The organism is Microbacterium sp. B19(2022) (genome assembly GCF_012030385.1).
Taxonomy (GTDB): domain Bacteria; phylum Actinomycetota; class Actinomycetes; order Actinomycetales; family Microbacteriaceae; genus Microbacterium; species Microbacterium oxydans_B.
Genome location: NZ_JAAUVO010000003.1, coordinates 75,652 through 92,068 on the forward strand (window position 1 = coordinate 75,652; position 16,417 = coordinate 92,068).

Consider the following 16,417-nt stretch of genomic DNA (forward strand, 5'->3'; position numbering starts at 1 on the left):
CGGTTCAGGGTCAGGATCGGCGCTCTTCGGGGGTGCGGATGCTGCGGGTCACGGTGAACTTCGGGGTGCGCGACAGCTGTTCCGTGTGGCCGATCAGACGGGCGAGTTCGGCCCGATAACCGAGCGATGAGTTGTACACGGTGAAGAGTTCTCCGCCGGGTCGGAGCACACGCGCGGCGGCCTCGAACAGACGGGTCGCGGCGCCCGTGTGCACACTCGTTCCGAGGTGGAAAGGCGGGTTCAGGAGCACGATGTCGACGCTCGCGTCCGCGATCTCCGAGGCCGCATCGTCGTGCATGACCGTCACGCGCTCGGCGACCCCGTTCGCGGCCGCCGTCGCCCGGGCCGAGGCCACTGCCGCAGCCGACCGATCGGTCGCGATGACCTGCGCCTCGGGGTGGGCGAGTGCATAGGACACGGCGAGCGCACCGGTGCCGCAGCCGAGATCGAGCACGCGGCTCGGGCGGTCGCTGTTCACAACTCCGGAAGAACCACCGTTCTCCGACCCGTTCGCGCCGTTTTCGACCCGAATCAGCCCATTCTTGAGGAGTTGTGAACCGCCGACGCCGAGCACTTCGAGCAGCACCCGGGTGCCGATGTCGAGGCGGGCGCCCGCGAACGCCCCGCCGTGCGCGACCAGAGTGAGCCCGTCGTGCTGCGCGGTCACCGGGAACGGCGGCTCGGCGGGCACCGGACGCGGGTCGGATGCCACGATCAGGCGGGACTTCCGCTCGGCACGCTGGGGCTGCACGTGCGCGAAACTGCGCCCGAGCACCTCGTTCTGCGCGAGCGTCATGTGCTTCACGCGGCCGCCGGCGACGAGCACCGCATCGGATGCCGCCCAGCGGGCCACGGCATCCGCGATCTCCTCGAGCTCCGCCAGCGACTTCGGCAGCTGCAGCAGCACGAGCCGAGCGCCGGAGAGCAGCTCGGCATCGAGCTCGTGCGCCACGAGGCCGGCGAGCCCGAGCTCCTCGGCGTTGCGCTGCAGGGCACGGCGGCCGGTCGCGAGGTCTTGATGCACGCGGATGCCGTGCCGCCCGGCATCCGTCAGAGCCAGCGTGATCGCGCCGTATTCGTCACCGATCACGGCGGTCTCGGAGCCCGGGATGTCGAGGGAGAGCGCCCGCTCGACGAGCAGCCGATCGGTGGCGTCGTACGCCTGGAGGTTGTCCGCCTCGACGTCGGGCCACCGGCGCAGGCGACTGTAGGGGAACTCCGGCACCAGCCCACTGTACGCGGGCGTCGTAAGGATTTCGCATGCGTTGTTTTCGCTCGATTCACAAGTTTGTGAATCGGGCGTACGCTCCCGCGCATGACCACCGTCATCGACACCCGGAACCTCACCAAGCACTACAGCCACGTGCACGCACTCGACGGCCTCGACCTCACCGTCGAGCACGGTCAGGTGCACGGCTTCCTCGGACCGAACGGCGCGGGCAAGTCGACCACGATCCGCATCCTCCTCGGCCTCGCACGACGCACCGGGGGCGCGGCCACCGTGTTCGGCGAGGACCCCTGGAACCGCACGGTCGACCTGCATCGGCGCATCGCGTACGTGCCCGGTGACGTCAGTGTGTGGCCGAACCTGTCGGGGGGAGAGGCCGTCGACCTGCTCGCCCGCCTGCGTGGCGCACAGACGAAGGATGCCGCGTATCAGCACGAGAAGAAGCGGCTCATGGAGGCGTTCCAGTTCGACCCGCGCAAGAAGGGCCGTGCGTACTCCAAGGGCAACCGGCAGAAGGTCGCCCTGATCGCGGCCTTCGCGGTCCCGGCCGACCTCTACATCCTCGACGAGCCGACGAGCGGCCTCGATCCGCTGATGGCGGTGATCTTCCAGCGCGAGGTCGCCCGCGCCCACGCGAACGGGGCGACCGTGCTGCTGTCGAGCCACATCATGAGCGAGGTGGAGCAGCTGTGCGACCGGGTGTCGATCATCCGCGCCGGGCGCATCGTCGAGACCGGGACGCTGGCCGAGCTGCGCCATCTCACCCGCAGCGACGTGTCGTTCACCCCCTCCGGAGCCACCCTGGAACAGGTCGCCCGCATCCCCGACGTGCACGACCCCGAGCAGCAGGGCGACCGCATCCGTCTCGCGCTGGACAGCGACCGTACGGCCACCGTGCTCCCGGCTCTCGCCGCGCTCGGCATCAGCGATCTGCGCGTCGCACCGCCCTCCTTGGAGGAGTTGTTCCTCCGCCACTACGGCGATGACCTGGCGACGCTCGAGGCGGCGGAAGACGGCGGTCCGAGCGACCAGCCCACCGGCAGCCGCCGCGAACGCCGGATGCAGAAGGAGCGTGCGTGATGAGCCGCTTCGCCGTGCTGCTCCAACAGCGACTGCGGCGCGACCGCGTGCAACTGCCGCTGTGGATCCTCAGCACCGCGCTGATGGCGTTCGCGGGATACGCCGGGGTCAGTCAGTCGTATGCAACGCTCGCCGACCGGCAGAACATCCTCGCCGCCGCACTCGCCAACCCGGTGATCCTGATGTTCCGCGGACTGCCCTCCGGCACCTCCGAGGGCGCTTTCCTGGCGTTCGAGATCCTGCCGTGGCTCGCGTTCCTCGCCGCACTCATGAGTACGTTCCTCGCCGTGCGTCACACCCGCGGCGATGAGGAGGCCGGTCGCGCCGAGCTCGTGTGGGCGACCCCGGCCGGGCGCCGGCTGCCGACCCTCGCCACCATCGTGCACGGACTGTTGGCCAACGTCGTCCTCGCGCTGCTCACCTCTCTCGCCCTGATCGCGACCAGTCTCCCGGCGGCCGGATCGTGGCTCGCGGGGGCGGCCGCCGCGAGCTGCGGGGTCGCGTTCCTCGGCATCGGACTCCTCGCGGCACAGCTCATGCGCACCTCGCGCGGGGCGAACTCCCTGACGGTCTGGGTGCTCGTCGGCACCTTCCTGGTGCGGGGCATCGGCAGCGCCGCCGGAACCCCGAGCGACGACCTGTCGAGCATGACGAGTGCCTGGCCCGTGTGGCTGTCGCCGTTCGGCTGGGCCGAGCAGACCCGCCCGTACGACGCCGATCTCGCCTGGCCGATGCTCCTGGGCTTGGTCTTCGGGCTCGTGCTCGCCGGCGCATCCGTGGCGCTGCAGTCGGTACGCGACATCGATGCGAGCTTCGTGGCGGAGCGCCGCGGCCGGGCGTCGGCCCGAGCCGCACTGGCATCCCCGCACGCGCTCGTGTGGCGGCTCACCGCGGGCTCGATCATCGGATGGGCGGTCGGCGGCGCGATCACCGGCATCCTGGCCACGACACTGAGCGGCCTGGTCGATCAGATCTCGGGCGAGAACCCGGCCGTCTCCGAGATCCTCGAGAAGATCGGCGGCGCGACCGGCGGCCTCGACGAGGTCGTGGTGACCGTGTTCTTCACGCTGCTCGGCATCCTCGCCGCCTGCTGCGCCGTGCAGACCGTGGTGCGCGCGCGGCAGGAGGAGGCCCGCGGCACCGCCGAGGCCGTGCTCGCCACACCGATCGGGCGCGTGCGCTGGCTCGCCGACTACATGATCGTCGGCGTCGTCGCGGTGCTGATCGTGATCGCCGCCGCTGTGCTCGCGGCCTGGATCGGCGTCTGGGCGAACGGGGGCGACGACTCGCTCTACCGCATCGTCGCGGTGGCCGGTCTCGGCCAGGCGGTCGCGGCGGCGGTGTTCGCCGTGCTCGCCGCCCTGGTGTTCGTGCTGGCTCCGCGGGCGACGACCGCGCTCGCGTGGAGCCTCGTGCTGCTGGCGGCAATGCTCGGGATGTTCGGGCCGCTGTTCGGACTGCCGGAATGGACCGCGAACATCTCGCCGTTCGCGGTTACCCCCGTCGTGGACGGCAGCGGCGTGGATGTGCGCGGGCTCTGGTGGCTGGTGCTCGCCCTGGCTGCGGGCGGCGCGGCCACCCTGACGCTGATGCGACGACGCGAGCTGGCCCCCGGCGCCTAGGAGGAACCCGATGCCCGACGACAGCACCGAGAACGCGCCGGACGTGGATGCCGCGAGCGCAGGCGATGCCGTCGGCGCAGCATCCGCCTCCGACTCCCACCGCGGGATCGAACCCGCCGAGCAGGCGGCCGCCATGATGACCGCTGCCGGAATGCCACGGATGCCGGCCCGCGTGATGATGGCGCTGGTCGCGGCTCCCGACGGCGGATACACGGCTGCGCAGTTGGGGGAACGCCTGGGCGTCTCGGCCGCCGCCGTGTCGGGTGCGGTGCGGTACCTGCAGCAGCTGCACTTCATCCAACGGCGTTCTCGCCCCGGCGACCGGCGCGACCGCTACGAGTTCGTGCATGACCCGTTCTACCGCTCCATCGTCGGGAACATGCCCGTGTACGCCCGCCTCTCGGAGTACATCGACGACATCGCCGCCGAGCACGACGAGGATCAGGGTGCCCACGACCGGGCCGTGGAGCTCGCCGAGTTCTTCCGCTTCCTCTCCGTGCGGATGCTGCAGATCGTCGAGGACTGGCGCGACCACCGCCGCGACTGACCCGCGCGCGCCGCCCCACCCCGCGGAGGGGGTTGACACCGGATAGGTTCCATGGTTACTTAGTCGAGTAAGTAACCCACTAACCCACCGGAGGACTCGTGATCGAAGAAGGCAAGCCGCTCTTCCTCCAGATCGCCGAGCAGATCGAGGACTCGATCGTCGACGGCTCACTCGCTGAGGAGGCACAGGCTCCTTCGACGAACGAGCTCGCCGCGTTCTACCGGATCAACCCCGCAACCGCAGCGAAGGGAGTCGCGATGCTCACCGACAAGGGAGTGCTCTACAAGCGCCGAGGCATCGGCATGTTCGTCGCCGGCGGCGCCAGGGAAGTCCTTCTCGGCGAGCGCCGCGCGCTGTTCGCCGACCGCTACATCGATCCACTCCTCGCCGAGGCCCGCACGCTGGGGCTCGGCGCCGAAGACCTCGCGGCACTGCTCCGACAGCGCGCCGCACTCACCACCGACGCAGAAGGGAAGACCCCCGCATGACCGCTGTCATCGAGGTGCAGAACCTCAGCAAGCGCTACAAGGAGAAGCGAGCGCTCGACAACGTGTCGCTCGCCATCGAGGGAGGCGCGATCTACGGCCTCCTCGGTCGCAACGGCGCCGGCAAGACCACACTCATGTCGATCCTCACGGCGCAGAACTTCGAGTCCTCCGGCACCGTCAAGGTGTTCGGCGAGCACCCGTACGAGAACGCGCACGTCCTGAGCCGGATCTGCTTCGTCCGCGAGAGCCAGAAGTACCCGGACGACGCGTACCCGAAGCACGCCTTCAAGGCCGCGAGCCTGTTCTTCCCGCACTGGGACCAGGCGTTCGCCGACGAACTCATCGAAGAGTTCCAGCTGCCGATGAAGCAGACGATCAAGAAACTCTCCCGCGGTCAGCTCTCCGCAGTGGGAGTGATCATCGGACTCGCCTCGCGCGCCGAGATCACCTTCTTCGACGAGCCGTACCTCGGGCTCGACGCGGTCGCCCGGCAGATCTTCTACGACCGCCTGGTCGAGGATTACGCCGAGCACCCGCGCACGATCATCCTGTCGTCGCACCTGATCGACGAGGTCTCGAACCTCATCGAGAAGGTCATCGTGATCGACAACGGCCAGATCCTCCTGAACGAAGACACGGATGCCGTCCGCGATCGTGCCGTGACCATCGTGGGCGACGCCGCGAAGGTCGACGCCTGGGTCCAGGGCCGCGAGGTGCTGCACCGCGAGGCACTCGGGCGCGTGTCGTCCGTCACCGTACTCGGCACGCTCTCGGCCGATGAGCGGGCCGAGGTGACGGCATTCGGTCTCGATCTCGCACCGGTGTCGCTCCAGCAGCTGATCGTCCGTCTCACCCAGAAGACCGACACCCACTCCGCCAGAGACTCCGTGACGAAAGAGGAGGCCCGCTGATGCGACGCACAGTCAACGTCATCCGGCTGCAGCTGATCAACAAGGGCACCTTCGTCTGGTACCCGCTGATCATCCTCGCCGCAGCGGTGGTGATCTCGGTCCTCATCTACGCGATGATCCCGGTCGACACCCCGAAGTACGGCGGCGGCGGTCAGGCTCCGCTCTGGTACTTCTTCGCCATCGGGATGTCGGCGATGACGCTCACCTTCCCGTTCTCGCAGGCGATGAGCATCACCCGCAGGGAGTTCTTCTTCGGCACGCTGCTCACCGCGATACTCGGCAGCGCAATCATGGGCGTGCTGTTCCTCATCGGAGGCGGCATCGAGGTGGCCACCAACGGCTACGGCGTCAACGGCTACGTGTTCTACCTGCCGTGGCTGTGGGATGCGGGTCCGGGCGGCGCCTTCGTCGTCTACTTCACCCTCGCGCTCTTCTTCTTCGTGCTCGGCTTCACCGGCGCGACGATCTACAAGAGCTGGGGACAGCTGGTGCTCATCATCGTCGGCATCGCGCTCTCCCTGGTGCTGCTGGGCCTGGTGTTCCTGGTGACGCGGCTCGACCTCTGGCCGCACGTCGGCGCGGGGATCATGGACCTCGGCGCGCTCGGTCTCGCGCTCTGGGGCCTCCTCGTCACCGCGGTGCTCACGGGCGTCTCGTTCCTCGCCTTCCGGAGGACCATCCCGTAAGCGCACCTCCGCCCGCCGCACCTCTCGACGCCGGTCACCCTCCCTGGGGTGGCCGGCGTCGTCGCGTCTGCGCGCTACCGGTACCCGGCCGAGGAAGCAACCCGCTCGTCGGCCGCGCACCGGGCGCATACGCTCGCGGAATCGGGCACCGCACCAGCCGCACCCGCCCCACCAGCCGCACCCGCCGCACCAGCCGAGAGAGAGGATGCCGTGACGCAGAGCCAGCCCCGATTCCGCGCACGCCGCGCAGGCATCGCCCGCGCGCTCCACGAGGCCGTCCTCCCCGCCCGCCTGCTGCTCGTCGCGAAGACGATGCTCGCGGTCGGACTCGCCTGGATGATCGCCCCGCACATGCCGGGCGTCACCGATGAGTACCCCTACTACGCCCCGCTCGGAGCGCTGGTGAGCATGTACCCCACGCTGATGGGTTCGGCGAAGTCGAGCTTCCAGACACTGCTCGGGCTCGCCACCGGCATCGGCCTCGCCACCGTGGTGGTGCTCACGGTGGGGCCGACGTGGTGGACCATCCCGCTCGTCGTGGGCGTGGGGGTGCTGGTGTCCGGAACGGGGTGGTTCGGCGTCGGGCGCGAGTACGTCCCGATGGCCGCGCTGTTCGTGCTGATCATCGGCGGACAGAACGCCGACGACTACTCGCTCGGCTACCTCACGCAGACGGCGGTCGGGGTCGTCATCGGGCTCGTGGTCAACGTCCTGATCGCCCCGGCACCCCTCACCGGGGTGGCGGCGGCGCGGCTAGAGGCGTTCCGGGAACAGCTGGCCCGACATCTCGACGACATCGGGTCAGCGGTCTCCGAGTCGTGGCCGCCGGAGCACGAGCAGTGGGCCGACGACGCGGCCTCGCTCGCCGACACGACAGGCGAGCTGCGGTTGGCACTCGTGGAGGCCGACGAGAGCCGACGCGGAAATCCGCGAGCGAAGGGGCACCGACCGCGCGTGGAGCAGAGCCAGGAGGAGCTCGCCACTCTCGACCGGATCGCGCACCTCATCCGCGACATCTCCGACGCGATCGCCGACACCATCTGGGACCGACCGGCCGGCATCGCGCTCGACCCCGCACTTCCCGAGCCGCTGTCGGCCGCGTGTCACGCCGTGGCCGAGGTGATCGCGCGCGGCGACGCCTCGACGCCGGAAGACCATCGCATCCGCGGCGAGGCCGCACGGGCCACGCGACTGCTCCTCGAGACGGTCGACAGCCGCACCGTCGACGTGCGCCGTTCGATGGGGCCCGGGGTGCTCACCGCGATGCACCTGCGCCGCATCCTGATCCTCAGCGGAACGGGCTCGTCGACCGAAGACTGATTCCGGACCGCGTCAGATGGTGTCGTCGGCGGCGATCACGTCGACCTGCCAGTAGCGGCCGTCGGGGTCGGCGCTGTCGTGCGCATCGTCGGCGGCACTCAGCACATCGTTGATCTTCACCATCGCGTCGTCGAACTCGGACTCGGTCAACCGGATCGTGCGCTGGGTGAACGCGGCGTGCACCTCGGTCGTGCGTCCGGCGACATACTCGGGGGTCCAGGCGGTCACTCGGCGCATCAGATCCTGATGATCTTCCACCAGCGCGGCGATCACCGCGGTCCCGAGCTCCTCGTCGGCGACGGGGCTGTCGGGGCCGCCCACGTTGAGGGGACCCTTGTGCCCGGTCCAGACACGGTCGCGCCGGTCGCGGGCCTGCTCGGGCGCCTCTTCGATGAGACCGGCATCGGCGAGCGCGCGCAGGTGGAAGCTCGCACTGTTGGCCGGCACTCCGAGCTCGGCGGCGATGTCGGCGGCTCGCAGGAAGTCGCGGCGTGAGAACAGGCGGATCATCTGCCGACGCAGCGGGTGGGAGTAGGCCTTGAGCATGGCCGAGGTCATCCAGACGGGATCGTCGCCGTTGCTCTCGCTGGTGTCGGCTGCCATGTCCCGATCCTACCCGCACCCAAAGTTGCGCAATAAAACTTGCGCAATTGTTCTTGCGCAATTACTCTCGACGCATGACCACCCTCACCGACCCGCATCGCCTGTGGCGCAACCCCCGCTACCTCACCTGGTTGCTGAGCGACACGAGCAAGGGCCTCGCGGCCGCGCTCTTCGGTTTCGCGATCCCGCTGCTCGCGCTCATCGTGACGAACGACCCGGCCCAGGCCGGCATCATCGGCGCGGCCGGAATGATCGCCCGCCTGCTCATGACCCTCGCCGGCGGAGTCCTCGCCGACCGCCACCGCCGCATCGCCCTGATGCTGCTCGGATCGCTCATCGGCATCGTGCTGGCGGGGGCCTTCACCCTGCTCGCCCTCGGCGACGCGATGACCTTCGGTTCGCTGCTGGTGATCGACATCCTCCTCGCCGCCCGCAGCGGACTCTTCGACGTCGCCGGCGAGAGCGCGATCAAGGAGATCGTCCCCGACGACGCGATGGGTCGCGCGCAGGCCGCGAACCAGGGCCGGGATGCCGCGCTCCAGCTCGCGGGCGGCCCGCTCGGGGGCCTGCTGCTGGGCATCGGCGGCTGGGCGGTCGGCGTCGTCATGACCCTCTGCCACGCGATCGCCGCACTGACCGCGTGGATGCTGGGGCGCCAGGCGCGGCGCGCCGGGGTGGTCGACACCGGAGCGGCCGGCGAAAACGGAGACGACCCGGACGACCCGCGGCGTGTCGTGGCTGAACGCGCCGTCGCCGCGACGGATGATCTGGGTTTCGGCACCTCACCCGCACCCGCGAAGCCGAACGCCTGGGCCGAGCTGCGGGAGGCATTCGGCTGGCTGCTCTCCCGCCCCGACCTCGGCGGAGTCCTGCTCATCACCACGGTCGTGAACCTGGGGTTCAACGCCGCGATCACCACCGTCATCTACTCGCTCCAGCAGGACGGGCACTCCGAACTCCTCATCGGCACGCTGAGCGCAGGGATCGGTGCGGTGATGCTCGTCGGCGCCGTGTGCGCCCCTCTGCTCGTCCCCCGCATCAAGGCCGGGATCCTGACGATCGCCGGGCTCTCGGTCGCGGCCGTCGGGGTCATCGCGCTCACGATGGTCACGACGCCCTGGGCGATCGCCGTCGTCCTCGGCGCCTCCGTGCTCCTGGTGCCCGCGCTCAACGCCGGGATGATGGGCTACTTCATGGTCGCGACACCGACGCACCTGCTCGGCCGCGCCAACAGCGCCGCCGGTGTGCTCGGCATGGGGGCGATGCCCCTCGCGCCGCTGATCGCCGGATTCGGTCTCGCGTGGGTCGGGCGGGAATGGACGCTGCTGCTCTGCGCCGCGCTGTGCCTGGCATCCGTGGCTCTGGCCGTCACCAACCGGGCGCTGCGCGCACTCCCGGTCGAGTCGCGGTGGGCCGCGCACGCGAAGGAGTTCGAGTCGGCCTGACCTGCCTCCGGAAGAGGTGCGGTGCTAGAGCGCGCCGGTCAGCGCCGCGACGCCGGCGAGCACCGAGACCAGTGCGAGCACCAGGGCGATCGCGATGAGGACGGCGTGCACCTTGAGGAACGCGGTGGCCTTGCCGTTCTCGTCGCGCGCACGCGGATCGTGGGCGACGCGCTTGTAGAACTGGGGCCAGACGACGGCGTTGAAGGCGGCGTTGAGGAAGAGCACGACGGAGAGGGCGATCACCCCTCAACGCTATCGAGATCCACCGCGGCATCCGACCGCGCAGCACGCGCGGAATTCTTGGATGAAGTCATGTATCAGAATCCTCTTGCCGTGCTCCTGGTAGATGTGATCACAATGGGCTTCATGATCGACGGCGCACCCGGCGCCGCTCTCGATCCTGCTTCGGATGACGGGCGCGCACGCTGGGAGCGCGCCGCGGATCTGTTCGGCGCATGGCGCGAGGGCGATGGCCGCGCGATGGACGAGCTCGTACGACTGATGACCCCCGTGCTCTGGCATGTGGTGCGCGCGTACGGGCTCGAACGCACGCTCGCGGAAGATGTGGTGCAGACCACCTGGCTGCAGCTCGTGCGCGGGCACGGCTCGATCAGCGACCCCCGCGCCGTGTCGGCCTGGCTCACCACGACCGCCCGTCGCGAGGCCTGGAAGGTCGCCAAGGCCCACGGCAAGGTCGACACGACCGACACCGACGACCTCGATACGCTCCTTCCCGAGCAGGCCTCGGCCGAAGAGCACGCGACGATCGGCGACGAGAACCGTCGACTGTGGACGGCCGTACGCCGCCTCAACGAGCGCTGCCAGAAGCTGCTGCGCGTGATCGCCTTCGAGGACCGGCCCGACTACGCGCGCATCGCGACCGACCTCGCGATGCCCATCGGGAGCATCGGGCCGACGCGCAATAGGTGTCTGGCCAAGTTGCGCGCACTGCTGGACGCACCACCGACCGCCCAGGCAGGGGGTCTCGCATGAGCGCTCAGGAGGATGCCGAGATGTTCGCCCGGCTCCGCACGCTCTGGAGCGACGTCGACCCCGTGCCCGCAGGACTGATCGATCGCATGGTCGCCGCCGTCGCCGCCGACGGGCTGAACCGCGAGTACGCGCTGCTCACCCTCGTCGAGGGGCAGCTCGGCGCCGTGCGGGGTGAGGCGGATGCACTCACCCTGCAGTTCAGCGACGGCAGCACCAGCATCCTGCTGCACGTGACGCGCACCGCATCCGGCCGCCGCCGCGTCGACGGCTGGGTCGACACCGGTGCCGCAGAGGTCTTCCTGACACAGGGCGAGAAGACGATCTCGGCCGCGCCGGAGGAGACAGGACGCTTCGCGTTCGACGAGGTGCCGCCCGGTCTCACGCGCGTGCGCCTGACGACCGCGATCGGGGACGAGACGCGCACGCTGGCGACCCCGCAGTTCGAGCTGTGATCGCGGGCACCGCCCGTCGATGAAGCCGCGGGGCGACCCGCACCGAGAGGATGACGATGGAGCAGCCCAAGGGATGGACCTGGCAGGACCGCGCGGAAGGATCGATCCGCCGGGGAACGGCGCTCGACCCGAGCACAGAGCCCGTGGACGGCATCCGCGCCTTTCCGACGGCGTACCTGCCGGAGCGACTGCTGGTCACGCGAGCCCTCGGCGACGAGGAAGCCTATGACCAGGAGGTGCGGACGCTGCGCGATGCGGCGGACATCTTCGGATGGCAGCTCGAGGAGGAACGCGGAGCGCGCGAGATCGGCGACGGCGAGCTGGTCCCCGGCGTCGCCGGATTCCAGCGCCTGCTGTTGACGACCCCCGACGACCCGGTGGGCGGCGAGGCCCCGTTCTCGCCCGACGCGTGGCGGGTGCTCCAGCGCGCGCGCCGCATGTCACACTCGCCGATGCCGCGGACGAGCCTCGACCACGTGCTGTCCATCGACCCGGTCGGGCTCAACCCGTTCACGCGCACGAACCCGTTCACCCGCACCAACCCGTTCACGCGGACCAACCCGGTGCGCGGCGAGGGCGCCGCGGGCAGCGACGACTACCTCGAGCCCGGGCGGGGCGCGCGGCAGCCGGTGACCTGGCTCGGCCCTGCTCCCGTGCGCGGGCCGGCGCCGAAACGCGGGCGGCGCCCCGTCGTCGCGGTGCTCGACACGGGATGCGGCGAGCACGCCTGGCTTCCCGACGACATCGCCACCCGGCATGTCGACCTCGACGGGGTCCCTGTGGGGCTGACAGACGACGCCGACCCGGAACGCTACCCCGACCTGTACGGACAGCTCGACGGCGCGATCGACGCGGTCGCCGGCCACGGCACCTTCATCGCGGGGCTCGTCCGGCAGGCGGCACCGGATGCCGACATCCTCTCGATCCGCGTGGCGGGCGCACTGGGCGTGGTCGACGAGAGCACCTTGCTCGACACGGTCGCACAGGTCGTCACGCTGCTGATCCGCCACCGCGAGGACCCGACGACGGGCTTCCCGATCGACGTGCTGAACCTGTCGCTCAGCTACTACCACGAGACGCCGGTCGACAAGATGTTCAGCCTCACGCTGCACCAGCTGCTGGCGAAGGCGCGGGAGCTCGGCTGTGTAGTCGTGTGCTCGGCGGGCAACGACGCGATCGATCGGCCCTCGTTCCCGGCATCGCTGTGGCCGTGGCCCGACTCGCACAACGGCATCCCCGTCGACAAGGGTGCGCCTCTCGTGTCGGTCGGGGCGCTCAACCCCTCGGCGCAGTCCGTCGCCCTCTTCTCGAACGTCGGTCCCTGGGTGCAGACCTACGCCCCGGGCGCTGCCGTGGTGAGCACCTCGCCCGCCTTCGTCGGCGGCTCGCAGGCGGCCACACGCGCAGACGTCGACGGCCTCCGCCGCGAGACGATCGACCCCGACGACTATCGAGGCGGGTTCGCGATCTGGAGCGGCACGTCGTTCGCGGCACCGTATGTCGCCGGACGCATCGCTGCGCAGCTCGGCACCGTGCCGGTCGGCGGTGCGGCCCCGGCTGCCGCCAGGAAGGCCGTCGCCGCTGTGCTGAAGTCCCTGCCGACACCGGTCGACCCGACCTGACCCACCCCCGAGCCGGACCGCCCGCACCGATACGGGCGGTCCGTCTTGGGTGTTCGGCCTGCACCCCCGCTCTTCCGCACAGCCGCGGGGCAGGGCATTCTGGACGGATGCCCCTGTCCGCCAACGAGCTGCATCGGCGCGGAGTCGAGGCGGCGAACGCGAGGCGGTTCACGCAGGCGCGGCGCGCGCTCGACACGGCATCCGCCCGCACCGACGATCCCGATCTGCGCGCCCGCATCGACGGCACGACCGCCTACGTCCTCGCTCAGACCGGGCAGCCGACGGCGGCCGAGCAGCTGTGCCGCGACGCCCTCCGCCGCTCCGGACTGCGCGCCGAGACGGTCGCCGTGCTCAGCGGCCAGCTCGGCGTGCTGCTCATGCACGCCGGCACGCTGGCGGCGGCCGAGGTCGAGCTCAGCCGCGCCATCGACACGTTCACCGCGATCGGCGACGAGACCACCGAGCTCGCGAACTGCCTGATGAACCGCTCGGTCGTGCGCATGCAGCAACGCGAGCTCGACACGTGCATGGAAGACCTGCGGCGCGCGGTGGCCGTGTACGAGGCGAACGACGACCAGGAGCCGCTCGCCGAGGCGCGGCACAACCTCGGGTACGCGGCGCTGCTGGGCGGCGACCTCGTCAGCGCGCTCACCCTGATGACCCGCTCCCGTCCGACGCTCGCCGCGATCAGCGATCTGGCCGCCGCGATCAGCGACCTCGACCGCGCCGAGGTTCTTCGCGACGCCGGCCTCACCACCGAGGCCGAGACCCTGCTGGGTCGGGTCGCCGCGGAGTTCGGCGCGCAGCGGATGCCGCAGGCCAGGGGTGAAGCCGAATTCCACCTCGCGCGCTCGCTGCTGCGCCATGATCCGGATGCCGCCGAGCGCACCGCCCGCACGGCGGCACGGCGCTTCACCGCGCTCACGAACCACGGATGGGCGGCGCGAGCCGAAGCGGTGCGGCTCGAAGCACGGCAGCGGGCGAAGCCGGAGCGCCCCATCGATGCAGCCGCCTTCGCCCGAACCGCCAGAGCCCTCGACCACGCGGGATTCCGGACCGAGGCGACCGGGCTCCGTCTGAGCGCACGACGCGATGGCGCCGGTCGCCTGCCGCGGCTCGACGACAGCGCCCCGACGCCGCTCCGGCTCCGCGCCCACGAGGTCAGGGTCGCGCGCGCTGCCGCACGAGGTCGCGACCGCGATGCGCTGCGCGCCGCCGCCGACGGCCTCGAACTGCTCACCGCCTGGCAGCAGTCGTTCGGCGCCCTCGACCTGCAGGCCTCGGTCGCCATGCACGGCGCCGACCTGATGTACGCCGGCCTCGCCGCCGCCGCGCGCCTGCACGATCCCGCGACGATGTTCGAGTGGTCGGAGCGCGCCCGCCACCTCAGCCAGCAGGTTGCTCCGGTGCGGCCTCCGCGCGACGATTCGCTGGCCGTCGATCTGGCGGAACTGCGGATGCTGCGCGCCGAGCTCGCGGGCGCCGACTGGACGACGGACGCTCGCGTGCGCGTGCTGCGCGACCGGGTGCGCGAGCGGCAGTGGGCCGCGACGGGGTCGGGCGGCACCCGTGAGCGGCTCGGGCTCGCCGAGGCAACGGCGTTGCTCGATCCCGACACCGCCGTCCTGTCGTACGTCTTCACCGGCTCCGCGCTGCACGGGATCGTGGTGACGCGTTCGGGGGCCACGATCGTCGACCTGTCGTGGTCCCGTGTGCGATCCGCGCTCGACGGTCTGCGCGCCGACCTCGACATGGCCGCGATGACCCGCGGCGGTCTGATGGGCGCCGTGACCGCGCGCGCACTCTCGTCGCGGTTGTCGCTGCTGGATGCCGAACTGGTCGCGCCGCTGCTCGTGGCGGCACCGTCGGCGCACCGTCTGGCGATCACCGTGCCGGGAGCTCTCGGCGGAGTGCCGTGGGCGATGCTGCCCGGCATGACCGGCATCCCGTTCACGCTCGCGACGTCGGTGTCGCGGCTGCTGGGCGGCACGGCCTCCGTCGGCGGACGCCCGTCGACGATCGGATTCGCCGCGGGACCGCGCGTCCCCCGTGCCGGCGAGGAGGTGCGGCGGGCGGCGGCCACCTGGAACGGCGGGGGTGTGGCGACACGGATCCTCGAGAGCGGCGAGGCCACGGTGGCGGCAGCCACCGAACTCGCGGCGGACAGCGACGTGCTGCACATCGCCGCGCACGGCAGACATGCGGTGGACAACCCCCTGTTCTCGGGTTTCGAGCTCGCCGACGGCATCCTCTTCGGCTACGACGTCGACCTGATTCCGCGCGTCCCCGCGACCGTGATCCTCTCTGCCTGCGAACTCGGGCGTTCCTCGGTGCGCTGGGGCGAGGAGGCACTCGGGATGACGCGGGTGTGGCTGCACGCGGGCGCGGACTGCGTGATCGCCGCCCCGGTCGCCGTCCCCGACGAGGTGGCGGCCGAGCTGCTGAGCGCCGTGCACGTGGGCCTGTCCGAGGGCGCGACGCCCTCAGCCGCCCTCGCCCGAGCCACCGTCGACACCGGTCTCAGCGCCCCGTTCCAGTGCCACGGAGACGGATTCTGATCTTTTTCTCCATTCGGTGTATCAGAACCGGTGCCGCACGCTCCTGTTCTTCGGAAGGTGCCATGCGAAGGGCCTCGAAGGGTTGAGGCGCGAGGGAGGCGCAGTCGGATCTGGGGATATCAAGCGCGCTGGGGAGCGTGAGTACGACACGGACACCATCTGCTCGGGGGTGTCGCGGCATGCGGCCGCGGCGCCCTCATAGGGCCTCGACGATCTGGGGACGTCGGGGCCCTTGGGGTGTCCGGGGTCAGGGGATGTTCCTACAGATCGAGGAAGTCGCCGAGCCACGCGCGTACCGATTCGAGGCACTCTTCCGTGACCTCGCCTGCCGTTCCCGTAAGGCGGTCGCGCGAGAGTGTGCGAGGTTGCTCGGTCATGATCCACGATGGCCGATCGAGTCCGCTCGGCCCGTCCACCATGACATGATTCGGCCACCCCCGGTCGGTCGTCGTGATCGGCAGCACGATGGCCAGCGTCGTCACCGCATCCAGGTACCCGGCCGAGGCCACGATCAGAACAGGTCGGTGCCCACCCTGCTCCCTGCCGCGCACGGGCTCGAGCGCCGCCCATGCGACTCGTCCCGGCGCGAGCTCCGAGGAGGAGCTCACGCGGTCGCGTCGCTCAGGTCAGCCCGCTCCCATTCGGCGGCTTCTGCGGCATGCGATGCCTTCTCGGACGGAGCAGTCCGTTCGATCGCGCGCTTCAGCGACTGCAGCCTCCAACGACGGTCTTCGGCGTCGGCGAGGTGAGCGAGATGCGCACCCAGCGTGAGTCCATCGCGTGCAGCCTGCTCTTTCAGGCGATCGCGGAGATCGTCGTTCACCTTGATGGTGGTGGTCATACTTTGAGTATACCGCGCTCT

17 protein-coding genes are annotated in these 16,417 nt (G+C 70.4%); 12 read left to right on the forward strand and 5 right to left on the reverse strand.

Going from position 1 to position 16,417, the window contains the following annotated elements:
• Nucleotides 1-10: 10 nt before the first annotated feature.
• Nucleotides 11-1,225, reverse strand: a complete 1,215-nt coding sequence (locus HCX50_RS03450) for a class I SAM-dependent methyltransferase (protein WP_337748976.1) — start codon at nucleotides 1,223-1,225, stop codon at nucleotides 11-13.
• 90 nt (nucleotides 1,226-1,315) lie between these two features.
• Here HCX50_RS03450 and HCX50_RS03455 point away from each other — a divergent pair, with 90 nt between their 5' ends.
• The 7 genes from HCX50_RS03455 (at nucleotide 1,316) to HCX50_RS03485 (ending at nucleotide 7,882) form a co-directional block, all read left to right on the forward strand.
• A complete protein-coding gene (locus HCX50_RS03455) occupies nucleotides 1,316-2,308 on the forward strand; it encodes an ABC transporter ATP-binding protein (RefSeq protein WP_167633032.1) in 993 nt (330 codons plus the stop codon).
• A complete protein-coding gene (locus HCX50_RS03460; RefSeq protein WP_167633033.1) occupies nucleotides 2,308-3,930 on the forward strand; it encodes an ABC transporter permease in 1,623 nt (540 codons plus the stop codon). The genes HCX50_RS03455 and HCX50_RS03460 overlap by 1 nt, the downstream gene beginning before the upstream one ends.
• Nucleotides 3,931-3,940: 10 nt before the next feature.
• A complete protein-coding gene (locus tag HCX50_RS03465; RefSeq protein WP_237682320.1) occupies nucleotides 3,941-4,477 on the forward strand; it encodes a GbsR/MarR family transcriptional regulator in 537 nt (178 codons plus the stop codon).
• 98 nt (nucleotides 4,478-4,575) lie between these two features.
• Complete coding sequence (locus tag HCX50_RS03470) at nucleotides 4,576-4,965, forward strand: GntR family transcriptional regulator (RefSeq protein WP_091027698.1); 390 nt, start codon at nucleotides 4,576-4,578, stop codon at nucleotides 4,963-4,965.
• Entirely contained in the window at nucleotides 4,962-5,876 is a 915-nt protein-coding gene (locus tag HCX50_RS03475) for an ABC transporter ATP-binding protein (RefSeq protein WP_167633034.1), read from the forward strand. The genes HCX50_RS03470 and HCX50_RS03475 overlap by 4 nt, the downstream gene beginning before the upstream one ends.
• Nucleotides 5,876-6,562 carry a hypothetical protein gene (locus tag HCX50_RS03480; RefSeq protein WP_091027707.1) on the forward strand — a complete coding sequence of 229 codons (687 nt, stop codon included), beginning with the start codon at nucleotides 5,876-5,878 and terminating at the stop codon, nucleotides 6,560-6,562. Before HCX50_RS03475 ends, HCX50_RS03480 begins: the two co-directional genes overlap by 1 nt.
• 210 nt (nucleotides 6,563-6,772) lie before the next feature.
• Nucleotides 6,773-7,882, forward strand: coding sequence for an FUSC family protein (locus HCX50_RS03485; RefSeq protein ID WP_167633035.1), 1,110 nt, complete (start codon nucleotides 6,773-6,775; stop codon nucleotides 7,880-7,882).
• 12 nt (nucleotides 7,883-7,894) lie between these two features.
• On the opposite strand, the gene HCX50_RS03490 is transcribed toward HCX50_RS03485, so the two are convergent.
• The gene (locus HCX50_RS03490; protein WP_167633036.1) at nucleotides 7,895-8,485 is read right to left on the reverse strand and encodes a winged helix-turn-helix domain-containing protein; all 591 of its coding nucleotides are present in this window, start codon (nucleotides 8,483-8,485) and stop codon (nucleotides 7,895-7,897) included.
• Between the two features lie 74 nt (nucleotides 8,486-8,559).
• On the opposite strand from HCX50_RS03490, the gene HCX50_RS03495 reads away from it, so the two are divergent.
• Nucleotides 8,560-9,930, forward strand: a complete 1,371-nt coding sequence (locus HCX50_RS03495) for an MFS transporter (RefSeq protein ID WP_167633037.1) — start codon at nucleotides 8,560-8,562, stop codon at nucleotides 9,928-9,930.
• A gap of 24 nt (nucleotides 9,931-9,954) precedes the next feature.
• On the opposite strand, the gene HCX50_RS03500 is transcribed toward HCX50_RS03495, so the two are convergent.
• Nucleotides 9,955-10,173, reverse strand: coding sequence for an SCO4848 family membrane protein (locus HCX50_RS03500; RefSeq protein ID WP_029263211.1), 219 nt, complete (start codon nucleotides 10,171-10,173; stop codon nucleotides 9,955-9,957).
• Nucleotides 10,174-10,242: 69 nt separating this feature from the next.
• Between HCX50_RS03500 and HCX50_RS03505 the strand changes: the two genes are divergently transcribed.
• From HCX50_RS03505 to HCX50_RS03520, 4 genes are all read left to right on the forward strand, one after another.
• Nucleotides 10,243-10,923: an RNA polymerase sigma factor gene (locus HCX50_RS03505; RefSeq protein WP_237682321.1), complete on the forward strand. Its 681-nt coding sequence runs from the start codon at nucleotides 10,243-10,245 to the stop codon at nucleotides 10,921-10,923.
• Nucleotides 10,920-11,375, forward strand: coding sequence for a hypothetical protein (locus HCX50_RS03510; RefSeq protein ID WP_167633038.1), 456 nt, complete (start codon nucleotides 10,920-10,922; stop codon nucleotides 11,373-11,375). The genes HCX50_RS03505 and HCX50_RS03510 overlap by 4 nt, the downstream gene beginning before the upstream one ends.
• A 56-nt stretch (nucleotides 11,376-11,431) precedes the next feature.
• A complete protein-coding gene (locus HCX50_RS03515; protein WP_167633039.1) occupies nucleotides 11,432-12,997 on the forward strand; it encodes a S8 family peptidase in 1,566 nt (521 codons plus the stop codon).
• A 107-nt stretch (nucleotides 12,998-13,104) separates the two neighbouring features.
• Nucleotides 13,105-15,555, forward strand: coding sequence for a CHAT domain-containing protein (locus HCX50_RS03520; protein WP_167633040.1), 2,451 nt, complete (start codon nucleotides 13,105-13,107; stop codon nucleotides 15,553-15,555).
• Nucleotides 15,556-15,815: 260 nt separating this feature from the next.
• On the opposite strand, the gene HCX50_RS03525 is transcribed toward HCX50_RS03520, so the two are convergent.
• Both HCX50_RS03525 and HCX50_RS03530 read right to left on the reverse strand, forming a co-directional pair.
• Complete coding sequence (locus HCX50_RS03525; RefSeq protein ID WP_091033366.1) at nucleotides 15,816-16,163, reverse strand: type II toxin-antitoxin system PemK/MazF family toxin; 348 nt, start codon at nucleotides 16,161-16,163, stop codon at nucleotides 15,816-15,818.
• The gene (locus tag HCX50_RS03530) at nucleotides 16,160-16,396 is read right to left on the reverse strand and encodes a hypothetical protein (RefSeq protein ID WP_091033369.1); all 237 of its coding nucleotides are present in this window, start codon (nucleotides 16,394-16,396) and stop codon (nucleotides 16,160-16,162) included. The genes HCX50_RS03525 and HCX50_RS03530 overlap by 4 nt, the downstream gene beginning before the upstream one ends.
• Nucleotides 16,397-16,417 lie beyond the last annotated feature (21 nt).

What these genes read in the sequence shown, in the direction of transcription:
- HCX50_RS03455 (WP_167633032.1), top strand. Translation starts at nt 1,316, where the DNA reads ATGACCACCGTCATCGACACCCGGAACCTCACCAAGCACTACAGCCAC.
- HCX50_RS03460 (WP_167633033.1), top strand. Translation starts at nt 2,308, where the DNA reads ATGAGCCGCTTCGCCGTGCTGCTCCAACAGCGACTGCGGCGCGACCGC.
- HCX50_RS03465 (WP_237682320.1), top strand. Translation starts at nt 3,941, where the DNA reads ATGCCCGACGACAGCACCGAGAACGCGCCGGACGTGGATGCCGCGAGC.
- HCX50_RS03475 (WP_167633034.1), top strand. Translation starts at nt 4,962, where the DNA reads ATGACCGCTGTCATCGAGGTGCAGAACCTCAGCAAGCGCTACAAGGAG.
- HCX50_RS03480 (WP_091027707.1), top strand. Translation starts at nt 5,876, where the DNA reads ATGCGACGCACAGTCAACGTCATCCGGCTGCAGCTGATCAACAAGGGC.
- HCX50_RS03490 (WP_167633036.1), bottom strand. Translation starts at nt 8,485, where the DNA reads ATGGCAGCCGACACCAGCGAGAGCAACGGCGACGATCCCGTCTGGATG.
- HCX50_RS03495 (WP_167633037.1), top strand. Translation starts at nt 8,560, where the DNA reads ATGACCACCCTCACCGACCCGCATCGCCTGTGGCGCAACCCCCGCTAC.
- HCX50_RS03505 (WP_237682321.1), top strand. Translation starts at nt 10,243, where the DNA reads ATGTATCAGAATCCTCTTGCCGTGCTCCTGGTAGATGTGATCACAATG.
- HCX50_RS03510 (WP_167633038.1), top strand. Translation starts at nt 10,920, where the DNA reads ATGAGCGCTCAGGAGGATGCCGAGATGTTCGCCCGGCTCCGCACGCTC.
- HCX50_RS03515 (WP_167633039.1), top strand. Translation starts at nt 11,432, where the DNA reads ATGGAGCAGCCCAAGGGATGGACCTGGCAGGACCGCGCGGAAGGATCG.
- HCX50_RS03520 (WP_167633040.1), top strand. Translation starts at nt 13,105, where the DNA reads ATGCCCCTGTCCGCCAACGAGCTGCATCGGCGCGGAGTCGAGGCGGCG.
- HCX50_RS03530 (WP_091033369.1), bottom strand. Translation starts at nt 16,396, where the DNA reads ATGACCACCACCATCAAGGTGAACGACGATCTCCGCGATCGCCTGAAA.